At 47.2% G+C, this 15,955-nt stretch carries 14 protein-coding genes and 3 tRNA genes; 12 read left to right on the forward strand and 5 right to left on the reverse strand.

Features of this window, described 5'->3' with window-relative positions; all coding sequences use genetic code 11:
* Positions 1-185 precede the first annotated feature (185 nt).
* From OUY18_RS01830 to OUY18_RS01880, 11 genes are all read left to right on the forward strand, one after another.
* Complete coding sequence (locus OUY18_RS01830; RefSeq protein ID WP_268057008.1) at positions 186-914, forward strand: ABC transporter ATP-binding protein; 729 nt, start codon at positions 186-188, stop codon at positions 912-914.
* Complete coding sequence (locus tag OUY18_RS01835) at positions 911-2,710, forward strand: COG1361 S-layer family protein (RefSeq protein ID WP_268057009.1); 1,800 nt, start codon at positions 911-913, stop codon at positions 2,708-2,710. Before OUY18_RS01830 ends, OUY18_RS01835 begins: the two co-directional genes overlap by 4 nt.
* Before the next feature lie 12 nt (positions 2,711-2,722).
* Positions 2,723-4,069: an ABC transporter permease gene (locus OUY18_RS01840; RefSeq protein WP_268057010.1), complete on the forward strand. Its 1,347-nt coding sequence runs from the start codon at positions 2,723-2,725 to the stop codon at positions 4,067-4,069.
* A gap of 114 nt (positions 4,070-4,183) precedes the next feature.
* Positions 4,184-4,260: transfer RNA gene (locus OUY18_RS01845), tRNA-Asp, on the forward strand.
* A 3-nt stretch (positions 4,261-4,263) separates the two neighbouring features.
* Positions 4,264-4,339 (forward strand) — tRNA-Thr (locus OUY18_RS01850).
* A 440-nt stretch (positions 4,340-4,779) separates the two neighbouring features.
* Positions 4,780-4,866, forward strand: a tRNA-Leu gene (locus tag OUY18_RS01855).
* 397 nt (positions 4,867-5,263) lie between these two features.
* A complete protein-coding gene (locus tag OUY18_RS01860; RefSeq protein WP_268057011.1) occupies positions 5,264-5,719 on the forward strand; it encodes a C-GCAxxG-C-C family protein in 456 nt (151 codons plus the stop codon).
* Positions 5,720-5,862: 143 nt separating this feature from the next.
* Entirely contained in the window at positions 5,863-6,570 is a 708-nt protein-coding gene (locus tag OUY18_RS01865) for an ATP-binding cassette domain-containing protein (RefSeq protein ID WP_268057012.1), read from the forward strand.
* Positions 6,567-8,171 carry a hypothetical protein gene (locus OUY18_RS01870; protein ID WP_268057013.1) on the forward strand — a complete coding sequence of 535 codons (1,605 nt, stop codon included), beginning with the start codon at positions 6,567-6,569 and terminating at the stop codon, positions 8,169-8,171. Before OUY18_RS01865 ends, OUY18_RS01870 begins: the two co-directional genes overlap by 4 nt.
* Before the next feature lie 122 nt (positions 8,172-8,293).
* Positions 8,294-8,866 (forward strand): chromate transporter, encoded by a 573-nt coding sequence (locus OUY18_RS01875; protein ID WP_268057014.1) that lies wholly within the window; start codon positions 8,294-8,296, stop codon positions 8,864-8,866.
* Positions 8,863-9,429 (forward strand): chromate transporter, encoded by a 567-nt coding sequence (locus OUY18_RS01880; protein WP_268057015.1) that lies wholly within the window; start codon positions 8,863-8,865, stop codon positions 9,427-9,429. Before OUY18_RS01875 ends, OUY18_RS01880 begins: the two co-directional genes overlap by 4 nt.
* Here OUY18_RS01880 and OUY18_RS01885 read toward each other — a convergent pair.
* Complete coding sequence (locus OUY18_RS01885; protein ID WP_268057016.1) at positions 9,407-10,861, reverse strand: MFS transporter; 1,455 nt, start codon at positions 10,859-10,861, stop codon at positions 9,407-9,409. The two genes, OUY18_RS01880 and OUY18_RS01885, sit on opposite strands and share 23 nt — an antisense overlap.
* A gap of 414 nt (positions 10,862-11,275) precedes the next feature.
* Here OUY18_RS01885 and OUY18_RS01890 point away from each other — a divergent pair, with 414 nt between their 5' ends.
* Complete coding sequence (locus tag OUY18_RS01890; RefSeq protein ID WP_268057017.1) at positions 11,276-11,446, forward strand: capping complex subunit for YIEGIA; 171 nt, start codon at positions 11,276-11,278, stop codon at positions 11,444-11,446.
* A 5-nt stretch (positions 11,447-11,451) separates the two neighbouring features.
* Here OUY18_RS01890 and OUY18_RS01895 read toward each other — a convergent pair whose 3' ends face one another.
* The 4 genes from OUY18_RS01895 to kdpC form a co-directional block, all read right to left on the reverse strand.
* Positions 11,452-11,733, reverse strand: a complete 282-nt coding sequence (locus OUY18_RS01895; RefSeq protein ID WP_268057018.1) for a hypothetical protein — start codon at positions 11,731-11,733, stop codon at positions 11,452-11,454.
* Between the two features lie 163 nt (positions 11,734-11,896).
* On the reverse strand, positions 11,897-12,622 hold the full coding sequence (locus tag OUY18_RS01900; RefSeq protein ID WP_268057019.1) for a response regulator: 726 nt from the start codon (positions 12,620-12,622) through the stop codon (positions 11,897-11,899).
* Positions 12,615-15,320, reverse strand: a complete 2,706-nt coding sequence (locus tag OUY18_RS01905) for a sensor histidine kinase (RefSeq protein ID WP_268057020.1) — start codon at positions 15,318-15,320, stop codon at positions 12,615-12,617. Before OUY18_RS01905 ends, OUY18_RS01900 begins: the two co-directional genes overlap by 8 nt.
* 14 nt (positions 15,321-15,334) lie before the next feature.
* Positions 15,335-15,943, reverse strand: coding sequence for a potassium-transporting ATPase subunit KdpC (kdpC, locus tag OUY18_RS01910; RefSeq protein WP_268057021.1), 609 nt, complete (start codon positions 15,941-15,943; stop codon positions 15,335-15,337).
* Positions 15,944-15,955 lie beyond the last annotated feature (12 nt).

The following is a 15,955-nucleotide window of genomic DNA, read 5'->3' on the forward strand; positions in this document are numbered from 1 at the left end:
TATATGAAATTCTATTGTTTGTCAAATTTTCCTTGCCTGACAAAACCGATTTCCATCTGAATCTTCTGTTTCGACTAAAAGCTTCTTTAAAATAATTACAGTTTTGTTCATTGTTTTCCAAATCGACTTATTTTATAATATGAATTATTGGTTAACAAATATTTCCTATTTGTATCGGAGGACAAATGAGCCTGATTTGTTTAAAAGATATTCGCAAGGTGTATCATGTGGACAAAGAAAAAATAGTTGCCCTTGGGCGAATCAGCTTCAGCATTGAACAGGGGGAAATATGCTGTGTTCTGGGAACGTCCGGCTCCGGAAAATCAACGCTTTTAAATATCATGGCCGGACTCGAAAAGCCGTCAAAAGGGAGCATCACCATCGACGGGATGAACGTAACCGATTATTCTGAAAAGCAGTGGGCGCTGTTTCGCCAGAAATATATCGGCTTTGTGTTCCAGTCCTACAACCTTTTGCCGACTCTGACGGCGGTTGAGAACGTGGCGGTCCCGCTGATGTTTAAGGGGATTAAAAAGAAAGAACGCACGAAAAGCGCGGTTCACATGCTGAAAATGGTCCGCTTGGGAAACCGCCTGATGCATAAACCAACGCAGATGAGCGGAGGACAGCAGCAGCGCGTAGGGATTGCGCGGGCTTTTGTTGCCCGGCCGCGGATTGTTTTTGCCGACGAGCCGACGGGCAATCTGGACAGCAAGACAAGCAGGGAGGTCATGGAGCTGATGGTTGCAATGGCGAAAAAATACAAGGAAACGCTCATCATTGTTACCCACGACACGGAAATTGCGAAATATGCCGACCGTATTATTACCATTCACGACGGCAGCGTTCAGAATGACGAGAGAAATGAATCCATTCTGAAAAGTCCGGAAAACTTGGAGGAAAAGATTGTATGAAATTGAAAAAAAGACGTTTGCTGTCCCTCTTCCTGACCCTTCTGATGGTTGCCGCATTTTGCATGGGGTATCCGCCTGCGAAAGCGTCAAATACTGCGGACCCGGAAATCTACAGCGATAAACAAACGGTTTTAAAGGGCAGTCCGTTTCAGGCGGTGTTTTATTTTAAACATAATTATTACAGCAGCAGCTATAATATCGTCATTGACGTCAGCAATACAAACGGGGCGATTTCTTTAGGGAAAAAGACTTTTTCCTCAAAAAACGATGAAATTGACAAAGAGAACGGTGAATTGAATACCGATTCAAGTAAAAGCTCGGATGATGACGACAGCTATTATAAATATGACTACAAACTGGTTATCCCCGAAAAATACATGAAACGTGTCGGGGACGGAGCGGGCACCTTAAAATTTACAATCCGCTATTACGACAGCAATGGCACAAAGCTGGGTACATATTTGGTACAGAAGACAATTTTTGATCCGACAGGGGCAAATTCAACCGAGCAAAACGGCCGCCTTCAGTTGCAGTCCTACCGTATGGATCATTCACCCGTAAAAGAGGGCGAAAAATTCAACCTCATTTTTACGGTTAAGAATAACGGGCCTACCGCCTGCAACAACGTGATGGCGGTTCTGGACCCGTCTACTGCCGAGGGAATCAGCATCCAGGGGGTTTCCGATACCCAGTACATAGACTCCGTCGCACCGGGGCAGTCCGCAACCATTACCTATCCGATGACCTGCCTGCCCAAAATAGTTACGGGGAATTATACGGTCAGTCTGATTCTTTCTGCGGATGAACTCAGCAAATCGCTGACTTCCAAGATTTTTATTCCCGTGGTCGGAACAAAAGCCGACAAGGATGCCGTAAGCAATAACAACGAAAGCAAGCCGCTGATTATTATTGAAAGCTACGATTACGGCGGAAAGCCGGTAATGGGCGGAAAAGAATTCAATCTGGTTATGCATTTAAAAAATACGAGTCCTTCCGCGCAGATCGAAAACCTGAAAATTACGGTTTCCTCCGTTGCGGGAACGGATGATAAATCCGTGGCCGGCGCGTTTACGCCTGCAAAATCCTCGAATACCTTTTTCATTCCCAAGGTTGCGCCCAATTCTTCTCTTTCGGAACAGATCGCGCTGATTCCGAAAGCCGACGCCACGCCGAATTCCTACGGCGTTACAGTTGCCTTTACCTACGAAGCCGTACTGGACGGCAAACGGGAGGCAATTGAAGCAAATGAGATTATTTCCATCCCGCTTACACAATCCGATCGTTTTGAAGCGAATGAAGCCGAGCTGCAGGGGCCGATTTCCATGGGCGACGGCGGTCAGCTGAATATCAATTATGTGAATAAAGGGAAAAGCAAGATCTTCAATCTTTCGGTGAAGCTGGAAGGAAACTTTACAACGGAATCGGCAAACACCTATATCGGAAATGTGGAATCCGGCTCGGGGGATACCTTTCAGGCAACTTTGAATCCGAAAGAAGAGGGAACGCTGAGCGGCAAAGCGACCTTCAGTTATGAGGACGCCAACGGAAACGTGAAGAGTCTTATTAAGGCTTTTTCCTGTCAGGTAATCGCCCAGCAGGACAACGGGGAAGGGATGGACTCCGAACCCGGCCCTGTGCCAAATGCTTCGAAAACGCCGCCCCTGTGGATGATCCTCCTGGGAGCGGGCGGTGCGGTCGTTGTCGCCATTGTTGTGTTTGTGATGATCCATAAAAAGAGGAAGGCAAAGAAGCAGAAGCTGCTGGAAGAAAACGATGACTATGACGAAGTGTCGTAAGGTGATGAAATAATGGGAATACGAGATATGCTTTCCATGGCCTTTGGAAACCTGTTTAAGCGTAAGGTAAGGACTTTGCTGACGGTTACCGGCGTTGTCGTCGGCACCTGCGCGATTGTCGTCATGATGTCCCTGGGCATTGGCATTAAGCAGTCCATGGAGGACATGATGAAAAATATGGGTGATTTAACGGTGATTACGATCCGGAATAATTCGCAGTCGCCGGACGCGGTTGCCCTTGATGATAAAATGCTGAAAAAAATGAAAAAAATGGAGCATGTCGTTACATTAACGCCTGTTTTTAATATGGATTCCTCCGCTATCTCCATACAAAGTAAAAAATACAAGTATCAGGGGATGATTTACGGCGTTTATCTGGATACCCTGAAAGATTTCGGATACAAGACGGTGAACGGCGAGCTTCCCGCCGCCGGCGCGGATAAAACGACAGTTTTATTTGGAAAAGACGCGGAATATGATTTTATGGACAGTCATAAGTCAAGCAACAACACGATTTATCCGCAGCCGGACAAAAACGGGAAAATGCCGGAGCCTTATGTTCACCCGATGAAGGATAAATTTCAGGTAACCGTAAACCCGCCGGAAAATTCAACTGCCATTGTTAAACCCGTGAAGCTCAGGTGCATTGGCACTCTTTCCGAAGAAGGAGGGAAAGACCCGTACCCAAGTCATTCCATTTTTATGGATGTGAATTTTGCAAAAGAACTGCAGGAAAAATACAATAAACTGAACAATGTGAAAAAGACCGCAAAAAAAGCAGGATATGAAAGCGCCAGCGTAAAGGTCGATTCGGTTGCAAACGTGCCGAAGGTGGAAGAAACGATTAAGGACCTGGGTTTCACAACTTACAGCATGGAAAGTATACGCAAACCGATGGAAGAGCAAATGCGGACGATTCAGATGATTCTGGGCGGTTTGGGCGGAATTTCGCTTTTCGTCGCGGCTTTAGGCATTACGAACACAATGATTATGTCCATCTATGAAAGAACGCGGGAAATCGGAATTATGAAGGTTCTCGGCTGCATCGTACGGAATATCCGCACCATGTTCCTGATTGAATCGGGCGCAATCGGTTTTATGGGCGGCGTAATCGGGCTGGTGCAAAGCTACGCCATATCGCTTTTCATTAATATGGTGTATGCAACAAACAGTGATCACGGGGGCGGGGGAATGATGATGGATGCCGCCGCGGGCGCAGCGGCGAAAATTTCGATTATTCCGCTGTGGCTCGCGCTCGGAGCATTATTATTTTCGACCATGATTGGTTTGCTTTCCGGCTTTTATCCCGCAAACCGGGCGGTAAAAATCAGCGCACTGACGGCGATTAAACAGGAATAGTCCTTTTTGGAAATAAACTATAGAGTTTTTTTAAAAAAATTAAAATTTTTTATCGTTAAATGTTGACAATAGCCGGCCTTTTCAGTATAATAATACACGTTGTCCATGGCAAATGGCTCGGTAGTTCAGCTGGTTAGCACGCGAGCCTGTCACGCTAGAGGTCGTCGGTTCGATCCCGATCCGAGTCGCCATTTGCTGCTATGGCTCAGTTGGCAGAGCACATCCTTGGTAAGGATGAGGTCATGCGTTCGAATCGCATTAGCAGCTCCAAAAACACCCGCTAATTATTTGGTTAGCGGGTGTTTTTCTGTATCTTGAACGCAAATTATTTGAATTTTTGGGTGGCGGGAAGTTGCGTCTATGCTGTATACGCGGTTGCTTACGTTTTGCCGGCCAAAATGAAAAGGGCTCCTACCCTGATGGTAAGAGCCGCCGCAGAATAGTTATTTAGGGAGTCTACCTCACCTCCAAATCTCATAGCACAAATCTATTTTACAGAGTCAATGAATCGAATTGATGAAGAAATCTTTAAGAAATTAAGAATAAACTCTGGAAAATAGAGCGGCAGAGTTTATTTGGACAAATTCGAGAGGCTCAGAGTGAACCTGAGCTGTTATTTATATGATGTCTTTCTGCAAAATCCTACCGTTTTTCCGCAATTTTTATCTTGACACAGAACACCCAATATGATAATATAGTTAAGTCGTCACGCGAGAGTGGCGGAATTGGCAGACGCGCATGGTTCAGGTCCATGTGAAAGCAATTTCATGGGGGTTCAAGTCCCCCCCCTCGCACCACCGGACGGAGTCTGGACGCAATTTGCGTCTGGACTCTTTTCTTTTTTCCGGGCTTGGATGCCCGCCCTTGAAGTCTGCATCCCAATTGGAAAATACCATAGCGGTGAATAGCCGCAGACAATCGTACTCCTCACTTTTGTGGGGGGCGTTTTGTTTTACGGTACCGAAACAAAGTATGATTTTTATTGAGGTGCTTCAACTGAGACATTTCTTACATTTTGCCTGATTTGATGGGAGCCGCAAGATTGGTTTCGGCATTGTCCGGCAGATTTTGCTTCATTAAGATGCGGTAAAGATTATAAAGGAAATGGAATACGCTCTCGACAAATAGGCATGCGCACAATATACTTAAAATGTGTGTGGATTCCAATTTAATTTACGATAATGGAGTGTTTATATGGAAGACAAGGTAAAAAAAGCGGAAGATTTCTTCCGGCAGGGATACAATTGCAGCCAGGCGGTATTTGCGGCATTCGCGGAGGATCTCGGGCTGGACCTTGAAACCGCGCTGAAGCTTTCCTCCTCCTTTGGCGGCGGGATGGGAAGACTGCGTGAGGTTTGCGGCGCCGTTTCCGGAATGTTTATGGCGGCCGGAATGAAATACGGATACAGCGACCCGAAAGATCAAAACGCCAAGGCGGAACACTACCGGCTGATACAGGAACTTGCTCAAAAATTCAGGGAAGAAAACGGGTCAATTGTCTGCCGGGAACTTCTGGGGCTGCCCGGCGGCGCGGACAAACCGGTGCCGGAAGCAAGAACTCCCGGATATTATAAAAAACGTCCCTGTGTGGAACTTGTAAAATGCGCCGCGAAAATTATGCAGGAGACGATGGAAAAGCGTGCGGAGTGAATAACAGGGAAAACTAAACAGGAAAACGTTGCTTTCCCATTTGACGAATTCGGCATTCCTGTTTAAAATAGAAAAGCGAATGCCGGCGCTTATGAACCGACAACGATGGAATTTCATTTTACAATCATTAAAGGAGCGTATGAATGCAGCTTGAACTTAAAAAGATTAAGAAGTCCTTCGACAGTAAACAGGTACTGAAAGAGGTAACGTTTACTTTTGAAAAGGGAAAAATTTACGGGCTACTCGGGAGAAACGGAGCGGGTAAAACGACGCTGTTTAACTGCCTGAGCGGAGAAATGCAGCCGGATGAAGGCGAGACAGCCCTTATTCAGGACGGGCGGTCCGGGGTTCTTAAGCCGGACGACATCGGCTATGTATTTGCAACCCCCATTTTACCGGAATTTCTGACGGGCTATGAATTTTTAAAATTTTATATGGATATCAATAAAGAGCATATTATCTCGGAGTATACCGTTGATGATTATTTTGATCTGATTCAGATTGGGCCGGATGACCGGCACCGGTTAATCAAAGGCTATTCGCACGGGATGAAAAATAAAATGCAGATGCTTTGCTTTATTATTTCAAAGCCGCCGGTTATTCTGCTGGACGAACCGCTGACTTCGCTGGATGTGGTGGTCGCTCTTGAAATTAAGAAGCTCCTGCGGGAAATGAAACAGGATCATATCATTCTGTTTTCAACCCATATCTTACAGCTTGCCACGGATTTGTGTGATGAGATTGTCATCCTGAACGACGGCAGGCTGGAGCAGGTAGACCATTCGATTATTGGGAATCCGCAGTTTGAGGAGAAGATTATCCATTTGCTGAAAGATGAGAACGAAGCATGATGATTCAAACACAAAGAAATATATTTCATATTATGGCGTCGGAAAATGCCAACTGGTTTATCTATTATTTTAAACGCATCCCTTTTCTTGGGAAAATCCTGCCGGACAGCATTTATGGGAACATTACGCTGAAAAAGAGGGTTGCCGTCCTTGCCGCGATTGCGGGAATTTTCGGAAAAATTTTTGGGAAAGCATTTTTTGCAGGACTGTCGATGGTTGCCCCGGTGTTCTTTATGGAAAAGAGCCCTTCCTTGCGGTACGCCGCATTCCTGCATATTTTTCTGATGATCAGTCTGATCGGTTCCCTCCTTACTTCGTTTGTATTTGAGGCCGATCGGAATCGATATATCTGTATACGGTTAATGCATATGAACCCGAAAACGTACATCGTTTCTACGCTGTTGTTTGATGTTTTGACCGATGTTCTTTATATGCTGCCTGTTTTGCTGCTCGTGTCCGTTCTATTGGGCGGCACGCTCCGGCAGGGACTTCTCCTTACTGCGTTGGTTCCTGGGCTGAATCTCTTCGGCGAAATTTTTCACCTGTATTTTTATTCTAAGCGGAAGGTTATGCTGTGTAAGAAAGCGGCTTTTGAAATAGCGATTGGGGTTTTATGCCTTGCCGCCGCTTACGTTCCGCCAATCTTTCACAGGCCGCTTGCCCTTGGCGGGATTCTGTTCAGCCCCGCGTGTATCCTTGCCGGTTTTGCCTTGCTTGCCGCAGGGGTGATTTATGTTATAAAATTTAATGAGTACCACGAAATTACGGCGCAGACCTTAAAATCCGCCAATTTTATGATTGACAAAAGCCGGATCATTGGGGAAGCAAGATTTTCCGACGTGGCCATGCGGGAAAAAGAATTTACCAGGGAGGAGTTAAACTCCAATCGATACGCGGGCAAGAAGGGATTTGCCTACTTAAATGCGATCTTCTTTGAAAGGCATAAACGCATCTTGGTTCGCCCGATCTTATTTCGCCTATGCATCGTAGCGGTTATCTTTGCGGCGTGTGTGATCGCTTCTTTCTTTTTACCGGATTTTTTGGAACCGCTGTCCAGCCCGGCGAAAATATTGCCTGTATTTGTTTTTTTGATGTATCTCGCATCGATCGGGGAAAGGGTCTGCAAGGCCATGTTTTACAACTGTGACATCAGCCTTCTGCGGTATTCGTTTTACCGTGATAAAAAGGCGGTATTGTCAAACTTCAAAGTCCGTTTGTTCAGGGTTGCCGGATTGAATTTTATTGTTGCTTTCGCGATCTCGGCGGCGGTTGTGGGACTGGCTCTGATTTATCATCTGAATTGGTCAATGGGGGATTCCCTGTTTTTTGTACTTACTATTTTTCTGCTTTCTCTGTTCTTTTCCGTGCATCATTTATTCCTGTACTATGTTTTTCAGCCATACACAACGGAACTGGGCATGAAGAATCCGTTTTACAGTATTATCAATACCGTTGTGTATTTGCTAAGCTATCTTTGTCTGCAAATTAAGAGTGCTCCTTCGTATTTCACCATGCTGGTTCTCATTTCAACGATTCTCTATATCGTTACGGCATTGATTTTGGTTCGTAAATATGCGTGGAAAACATTCCGTGTAAAATGAGAATTGGTAAAAAGAGAAGGGCACCCGTGGGTATCCTTCTCTTTCTGCGATGCAATATTCCTGCGTCTGCTGAAAAGCAGAGCAGGCTATTATAAAATCATGAATGTTGTGGGGGTAAGAAATTGGTTAAAGATTTTCAGTTTTATAAAAAATTATTTTTATCCACCTTTTCCGTCAGTGCTTTTACATTCGGCGGAGGATATGTAATTGTCCCGTTAATGAAAAAGAAATTCGTGGAAGATCTGCACTGGATTGATGAGAATGAAATGCTCGACATTGTAGCCATATCGCAGTCCCTTCCCGGCCCGATGGTGGTGGACGCCTCCGTTCTGATCGGATACCGTCTGGCGGGGATACCGGGGGCTGCCGTTACGCTGCTGTCCACCTTACTGCCGCCGTTTGTGATTCTTTCCGTCATTTCGCTGTTTTATCAGGCCTTTCGAACGAATCCGGTCGTGAATGCCGTATTGAAGGGGATGCAGGCGGGAATTGCCGCGATCATTGCCGACGTGGTTCTTTCCGACGGCCTGAAAATCTGCAAATCCAAAAACACCCTCTCTATTTTGATTATGGCGGCGTCCTTCATTGCGGTGTATTTCTTGAACATCAGCGTTATCTTGGTGATTTTGATCTGCGGGGTGTTCGGCGGGGTCACCACGGTAATCCGCAACCGTAAAGGGGGTAAAAAAGCATGATCTACTGGAAACTTCTCTGGAGTTTTTTACAGGTCGGGCTTTTCAGCTTTGGCGGCGGGTATGGAATTCTGCCTGTTATCCAGCAGCAGGTTGTGAGCGAAAATCATTGGCTGACCTTAAAGGAATTTACCGATGTGGTTACGATTTCGCAGATGACGCCGGGTCCGATTGCGCTGAATGCCGCAACCTTTGTCGGTACAAAGCTGGCCGGCCCGCTGGGCGCCGTTGTTGCAACCCTTGGCTGTTCGCTGCCTACGGCAATCCTTGCTTTGATTATCGGGCATTACTATTATAAATACAGAGATATGTCACTGGTGAAAGGCGTATTTGAAGGCCTCCGCCCGGCAATCGTATCGCTGATTGCGACAGCGGGACTTTCCATTCTGTTTTTAGCGTTCTTTAATACGGAAACCTTTCAAATCCATACGCTGCCGAATATCGACTGGAAAGCGGTTGTTATTTTTGGAGCCTGTCTTTTGATTCAGCGGTGGAAAAAAACCGACCCGATCTATATCATGCTGGGTTCCGGAGCGGTGGGCGTTATTGCATATCTGGTTCTGTAGCTTCCTTTTTCGTTTGTTTGCGGCGGTTATACAAACGAATCGCCGTAACCGCAACGCCGACCATGCAGACGGTGGCGCCTGCGATATAGGAAATGCGCATGCCGAAAATAAACGCGTCATTGCGCCCGGGAACATAACCGGTTACATGTTTTCCGATTTTATAGCTCATTCCCGCGTACAGCGTTGCGGTGGACATCGCGATACCCACGGTAAAGCCGACGTTTCGCACCAGCGCGTTTACACTTCCGCCGATTCCGAGCTTTTCCGGGGGAAGCATGGACATAACGAGGGAATTGTTCGGGGACTGGAACAGTCCGTTTCCGAAGGACATCACGCCGATATATAGGCCCAGTATCCACAGAACGGGATGTTCATTCAGGGTTGCCATCAGGTAAAGACCGGCGCTGGTAAGAAAAAGGCCGATCAGCGTTAAGACTTCGGAGCCGATTTTATCGGAAAGATAGCCGCTGGCGGGCGCGACTAACGCGAGAATCACCGGATAGATCGTCATGTATAATCCTGCTTTTCCCGGCGACATGCTCAGTGCGTTCTGCAAATAAAACGGCAGGATGATATTGGAGCATGAAATTGCCACAAAAGAGGTAAACGCGCAAAAAATACTTACGGTAAACCATTTGTTTTCGAAAATATGAAGATCGAGCAGGGGCGCATCTCCCTTTCGCTCAACGATGTAAAAGGCAATCAGGGAGACAAAGGAAACTGCAAAAAGAAGAAGAATCAGCCAGTGTGTGTATCCGATGGTTTGTCCGTATTCCAAAGCGATGAACAGGGGGGCAATTGCGAACGTAAACAGAAAGCTGCCCCATAAATCCAGCTTTTCGTCGGAGACGGGATCTTCCGGCCCTGAAAATTTCAGGTTTGCAAAATAAGCCAGCAAACCGATCGGCACGTTTACCCAAAACAGATATTCCCAGCTTGCGAAAGAAATGATCAATCCGCCCAGCGCGGGGCCGACCATTGTTCCGAGTGCGACAAAGGTGCCGTTAATTCCAAGCGCCCGTCCGCGTTCCTCGGGAGGGAATGTTCGGGCGATGATTCCCTGACTGTTTGCCATACTTGCCGAAGCACCGACCGCCTGAATCGCACGTGCGATCAGGATAAGGGGTAAAGTATGCATGAGCCCGCAAAGGAACGAGCCGATTGTAAAAACTAAAAGGCCGTAGCGAAAAATTTTTCCCTGCCCTTTTAAGTCGCCCAGCCGGCCGAAAATTAAAATGCAGACGGTAATCACGATTAAGTATGCGCTTACCACCCAGGTGATCGACCCGGTATCAACGTGCAGCGCTTTTGACATGGCGGGCAGCGCCACGTTGACAATGCTGCCGTCCAAAGTATTCATAAAGGTGGATATAACGGTTATCATTAACACAATCCACTTGCTGCGGTCATTCTCTTTTGTTTTTGCGTTCACTGTATTAATCCGTCCTCTTGTTTTCAGTATGGTTCATGCCGGTTCTCCCAAAATCGGTGATCCGGAAATTCCGTCCAGTTTAAAACATGTTTTATCATACAACAAAAAGTTTGCTTTTACAACCGAATTTGCTGTCAAAACCGTTTGGATCATGGCATCCGATCGGCAGTTTTTGCTTCGGAAATAGACAATTTACATAAAAAGCCTGCGGGGTAAAAATTCACCCTGCGGGCTTTGTTTTTAGGATTTATCAGGATTTCACATTCGTATTGAAACGGATTTCTCCGGCGAAGATTCCCTTTTTCTATAGATGATACGCCGATCCCTGTTTCGGACAGACCTCAGATTTATATTTAACAGAGCGCAGAAAATTATACCATGTATACTCCGAAGTTTTGAATCGGTGCGGAAAGATTGGCTGAATCCATAGAAATTCTGGCTTATATTACAGCGGATGAAAAAAGGGTGCTCAGCGGCGACCCAAAGGAACAGCAGGGCCTCGCCGTGCAGATTGCGCAGGCGTTGAGGGCGAATGTCGTACAGTTCGGGAATGGGGATTCTATGATATTGGGCGGAGAACGGTAAGGCGTCTACTTATGCTGTAAACGCTGTTCCAGCAGATTGCAGTTGTCTTGCAGACACTGAATCTGATTTTTTAATTCCTCCATTGCGGTGTTTGAATCAGCCGATTCTTTGGAGGTCGCCAACTGTTCTTTCTGTGCGGCCCAGGTTGATACCAAACTGCCGACAGCAGAAATAAAATTTCCCAAAACGTTCAGCTCGCCGGAATCCAAATCATCGGCAATGGCGACCGTGAACAAAGCAGCGAGCACAATCAGCTCACAGGGGCCCAATGAAGCCAGATTTTCCATAAATCATCACCCGTTTATTTTATGCTGCATTCCCTTTTATCGTACTTGCATTCTCGGTGCCCGACAATAAAAATGGCTGCCGGTTTCAGGATAAACCCTGTTTCGGCAGCCATTTTTATTTTTATAGCTGCTAACGGTGGATTCGTCCATATCGTGGAATCCGTTATGTATTCTCCGAAAATGACTCATTCTGGATACGGATCATGCGGTAGCCGACGCCGATATGCGTTTGAATATAAACAGGTTCGGACGGGTTTTTCTCTATTTTTTTACGGAGAGTTGCCATAAAGACCCGCAGCGAGGGCGTGTCGCACTGGGAAGCATTCACCCAGATTTCGCGCATAATGAAATTGTGCGTCAGTACTTTTCCCACGTTTTTTGCGAGAAGGCAGAGCAGTTTATATTCGATCGGCGTCAGGTGGATTTCCGTGCCGTCTACGAACACACATCCCGCGGCATAGTCGATTTTCAGTCCGCCGTTATTGAAAACGGATAAGTCTTTCGCCGCGTCGCTGTTGTCGTAACGCATTTTGCGGATGGCCACCCGGATGCGGGCCAGCAGTTCATCCACACTGAACGGTTTCGTTAAATAATCGTCGGCGCCGGCGTCCAGAGCGTCAATTTTATCCCGGTCCTCGCTCCTCGCGCTGACGACGATAATCGGGTTATTGGTCCAGGAGCGTACTTTTTTGATGATTTCCACACCGTCGATATCCGGAAGGCCAAGGTCGAGCAATATGACATCCGGCTTTGCGGACACTGCCTGTAAAATGGCGGATTCTCCGGTCTCCGCCGTATGGTAGGCATATCCGTTTGCCTGCATGGTGGTGGTCATTAAATTCCGAACCGCCTTGTCGTCCTCAACGATTAAAATGGATGTTTTATTCATGGTTGGCTACCTCCCGGACATGTAAAGTAAAACCGAAAATACTGCCTTTCGGAACATTGTCCTTTACATAAATTTCGCCGCCGTGTGCGTTTACAATGGATTTGCAAAGAGAAAGTCCAAGGCCAAGCCCTCTGCGGTTGTCTCCGCTTGCGTTATTCGACGTATAAAACATGTCGAACAGCTTCTTTTTGTTTTCATCGTCGATTCCGTTTCCGTTGTCCGCTACTTCAATCACAGCCATGTTCTCTCTGCGGAAAGCGCGGACCTGAATGGAAGAACCCGGTTCGGTGTACTGCACCGCGTTATCCACGATATTGATAATCACCTGTATAATCAGTCTTGCGTCCGCGTAGGCCATTAAAAGATCGTCCGGCACCTCAACGGTAAGGTGATGCTCGCTCGCCTTCCGGGTAATGTGTTTCATGGCTTCCGTGATGATTTCGTCAACGAGCTCCGGCTGCATCTGGATATTCATGGTTCCGTTGTCAATCCGGGTAACGGACAGAAGGTTTTCCACGAGGTTGATCAGCCACATGGAGTCGTCGTATATATCCTGATACAGTTTGTTTCTTCCGGCAGAATCGATTTGGTTTTCGTTTTTCAGCAAAACGCTTGCGTTTCCGGAAATACTTGTCAGCGGGGTACGCAGGTCGTGGGAAATCGCGCGCAGCAAATTTGCACGGAGGCGCTCTTTTTCCGATTCCATGGAGGCCTGCTTCTGGGCTTCGTTCAAATTGTACTTTTCAATGGCAAAGGCAATTTCATTCAGAATCGCAAAAAGAAGGCTGCGTTCGAAAGGTTCAATCTGCTCTCCGCTTTTCAAGGCGATTCCGATTACGGCGAAAACCGTTTCATGGTTGCGTATCGGTAAATAAAAGGCTTTCGCGCCGGGCAGGGTGTCGGTTCCGATTCCGGCCGGTTTTCGGTTTTTATAAACCCAGGAGGCAACTGCATGCTCGTCTGCATCGGTGCAGATGTCCTCCTGTTTATTCTCTTTCGGCGGATAAAAGGTCAGCGGTTCCGTTAACGTGTCCTCGTGAACAAGGTAGAGGGCAAAGGGTTTATCGAGCAGCTTGAGAAGCTGCAGGGAAGCCTTTGAAATAATATCGGGCATGTTTTTTGCCCGCTGCAGCTTCCGGTTCGCTTCCAGAAGGATTTCCGTACGGTGCGCCTGTTTGGCGGTCGCTTTTGCCTGATTCCTTACCTGCATTGTCAAAGTACTGGTAATCAGGGAAGCAACCAGCATTACAAAAAAGGTAATCGGGTATTCCGGACTGTAATAGCTGAAGGTAAAGGTCGGTGCAATAAATAAGAAATTGAACAGAAGAACACCGATTACGGAAGCCAGCACACCGTAAAACCGGCCGTTTGTCTGGCTCGAAATTAACAGAACGCCCAGAATATAAATGGTTATGATATTGGATTCGTTAAAACCGAGTTTGGTAAAGAAGAGTCCGATCAGCGTACAAATCAGTAAGATGCCGAACGTTTTTACAAAGTCCCATATGTTCAGTTCCGGAATCTGCGGTTTTTTGTATTTTGTTTTCGTACGGAAGGGAGGAAGGGTGTCGGGAATAATATAAACGTCCACATTCGGCGCAAGCGTGGCAAGGCGTTCGACAAGGCTGTTTTTTGGTCGGAACAAGTGTGCTTTGTTATTGGAACGCCCGATAACGATTTTCGAAATTCCGCTGGCCTTCGCATATTCTGAAATCTGGTAGGGAATGTCTTCCCCGTATACGGTTGCGATTTTAGCGCCCAGCTGTTCGGCCAGCTTTAAATTCGTGCGCAGCCTGCTCCGGTTTTCGTCGTTCAATTCCTTGGTATTCGGCGTTTCAACAAAGAGCGCGGTAAACGCCGCGTGAAAAGCGTTGGCCATACGGGCAGCCGTCCGGATCACCTTTGCGTTTGAAGGGGAACTGGAAAGGCAGATAAGGATATGCTCGCCCGTATAATATTCACCGCTTTTTGCCGGCAGCCGGTTCTGTTCCGCCACCCGGTTCACCCGGTCGGCGGTGCGGCGCAGGGCAATTTCACGAAGCGCGACCAGATTATCCCGCGCAAAAAAGTTTCCGAGCGCCCTTTGTGCCTGGGTTCGCTCATAAATTTTTCCTTCATTCAGGCGGGTAATCAGTTCATCGGGTTCAATATCAACCAGTTCCACATGTTCCGCATTGTCAAAAATGCGGTCCGGAATCCTTTCCTTTACGACAACCTGCGTAATGGAGGCGACAATATCGTTCAGGCTTTCCAGGTGCTGAATGTTTATGGTTGTGTAAACGTCGATGCCTGCCATTAAAAGCTCTTCCACGTCATTGTACCGTTTGGTATTGCGGCAGCCGACGGCGTTTGTGTGGGCCAGCTCGTCGACAATCATCAACTGGGGCTTTCTTGCAAGCGCGGCGTCCAGATCAAACTCGTTCAGGATAATTCCCTTATAATCCACTTTAAGGGGCCGGAGAATCTCCAGTCCCTTTAATAAAGCAGACGTGTCGGGTCGCTGATGGGGCTCCACATAGCCGACGACCACGTCAATTCCTAATTTTTTTGCGGTATGCGCGGCGTCAAGCATGGCGTATGTTTTTCCGACGCCCGCGGCATAACCGAGAAAGATTTTCAGCTTGCCTTTTTCCTTCTTTTTCTCGGTATGGCTTATTTTGGCAAGCAGTTCGTCCGGATTGGGCCGATTTCCCTCCATGCCTTACCCTCCGTTCATTTCAGGATCCCGTCCAGCGCAAGATTTACCTGCAAAACGTTGACGGTATCTTCTCCGAATATTCCGAATAGTTTCCTGTTGGTATATTGTAGCACGATTTCATGTACCTTGTCAGCAGAAATTCCGCGCGCTTTTGCAATACGGCTGATTTGGTAATCGGCGGCGGCGGGGGATATGTGCGGGTCCAGCCCGCTTCCGGAACAGGTTACCAGATCTTCCGGGATCGGCGTGTTTGCTTTATCGGGGTCCGCCGCTTTTATTTTTGCAACGCGGCCAGCGATAAGCTTTTTGTATTCGTCGCTCGCGGGGCTCAGGTTGGAGGGAGTGGCGTAGAGCAAAGTTTTTCCATCCTTGCTTTGAAACGTTTTTGTATCGAGATTCATCACGCGTCCCCACATATACTGATTTCCGGTGAACTGCTGCGCCAGCAGTTCGCTGCCGTATTTTGTCCCGTTTATTTCAATAATACTGCCGTTTGCCTGTTTCGGAAAGAGCAGCTGGGAGATGCCCGTTACAAACAGCGGGTAAATAACGCCGCAGAGCAGGGTAATCAGCAGAAGAAAAGCAAGCGCCTTCGGCGCAAGGGATTTCACCATTTTTGTCATGTTCAGCCGTCC

This window comes from Caproiciproducens galactitolivorans (assembly GCF_026672255.1).
In the GTDB taxonomy this organism is placed as follows: domain Bacteria; phylum Bacillota; class Clostridia; order Oscillospirales; family Acutalibacteraceae; genus Caproiciproducens; species Caproiciproducens galactitolivorans_A.

Bases quoted from the DNA above. Each gene is read 5' to 3' on its own strand.
- OUY18_RS01830 (WP_268057008.1), top strand. From the start codon at position 186: ATGAGCCTGATTTGTTTAAAAGATATTCGCAAGGTGTATCATGTGGAC.
- OUY18_RS01835 (WP_268057009.1), top strand. From the start codon at position 911: ATGAAATTGAAAAAAAGACGTTTGCTGTCCCTCTTCCTGACCCTTCTG.
- OUY18_RS01840 (WP_268057010.1), top strand. From the start codon at position 2,723: ATGGGAATACGAGATATGCTTTCCATGGCCTTTGGAAACCTGTTTAAG.
- OUY18_RS01860 (WP_268057011.1), top strand. From the start codon at position 5,264: ATGGAAGACAAGGTAAAAAAAGCGGAAGATTTCTTCCGGCAGGGATAC.
- OUY18_RS01865 (WP_268057012.1), top strand. From the start codon at position 5,863: ATGCAGCTTGAACTTAAAAAGATTAAGAAGTCCTTCGACAGTAAACAG.
- OUY18_RS01870 (WP_268057013.1), top strand. From the start codon at position 6,567: ATGATGATTCAAACACAAAGAAATATATTTCATATTATGGCGTCGGAA.
- OUY18_RS01880 (WP_268057015.1), top strand. From the start codon at position 8,863: ATGATCTACTGGAAACTTCTCTGGAGTTTTTTACAGGTCGGGCTTTTC.
- OUY18_RS01895 (WP_268057018.1), bottom strand. From the start codon at position 11,733: ATGGAAAATCTGGCTTCATTGGGCCCCTGTGAGCTGATTGTGCTCGCT.
- OUY18_RS01900 (WP_268057019.1), bottom strand. From the start codon at position 12,622: ATGAATAAAACATCCATTTTAATCGTTGAGGACGACAAGGCGGTTCGG.
- OUY18_RS01905 (WP_268057020.1), bottom strand. From the start codon at position 15,320: ATGGAGGGAAATCGGCCCAATCCGGACGAACTGCTTGCCAAAATAAGC.
- kdpC (WP_268057021.1), bottom strand. From the start codon at position 15,943: ATGACAAAAATGGTGAAATCCCTTGCGCCGAAGGCGCTTGCTTTTCTT.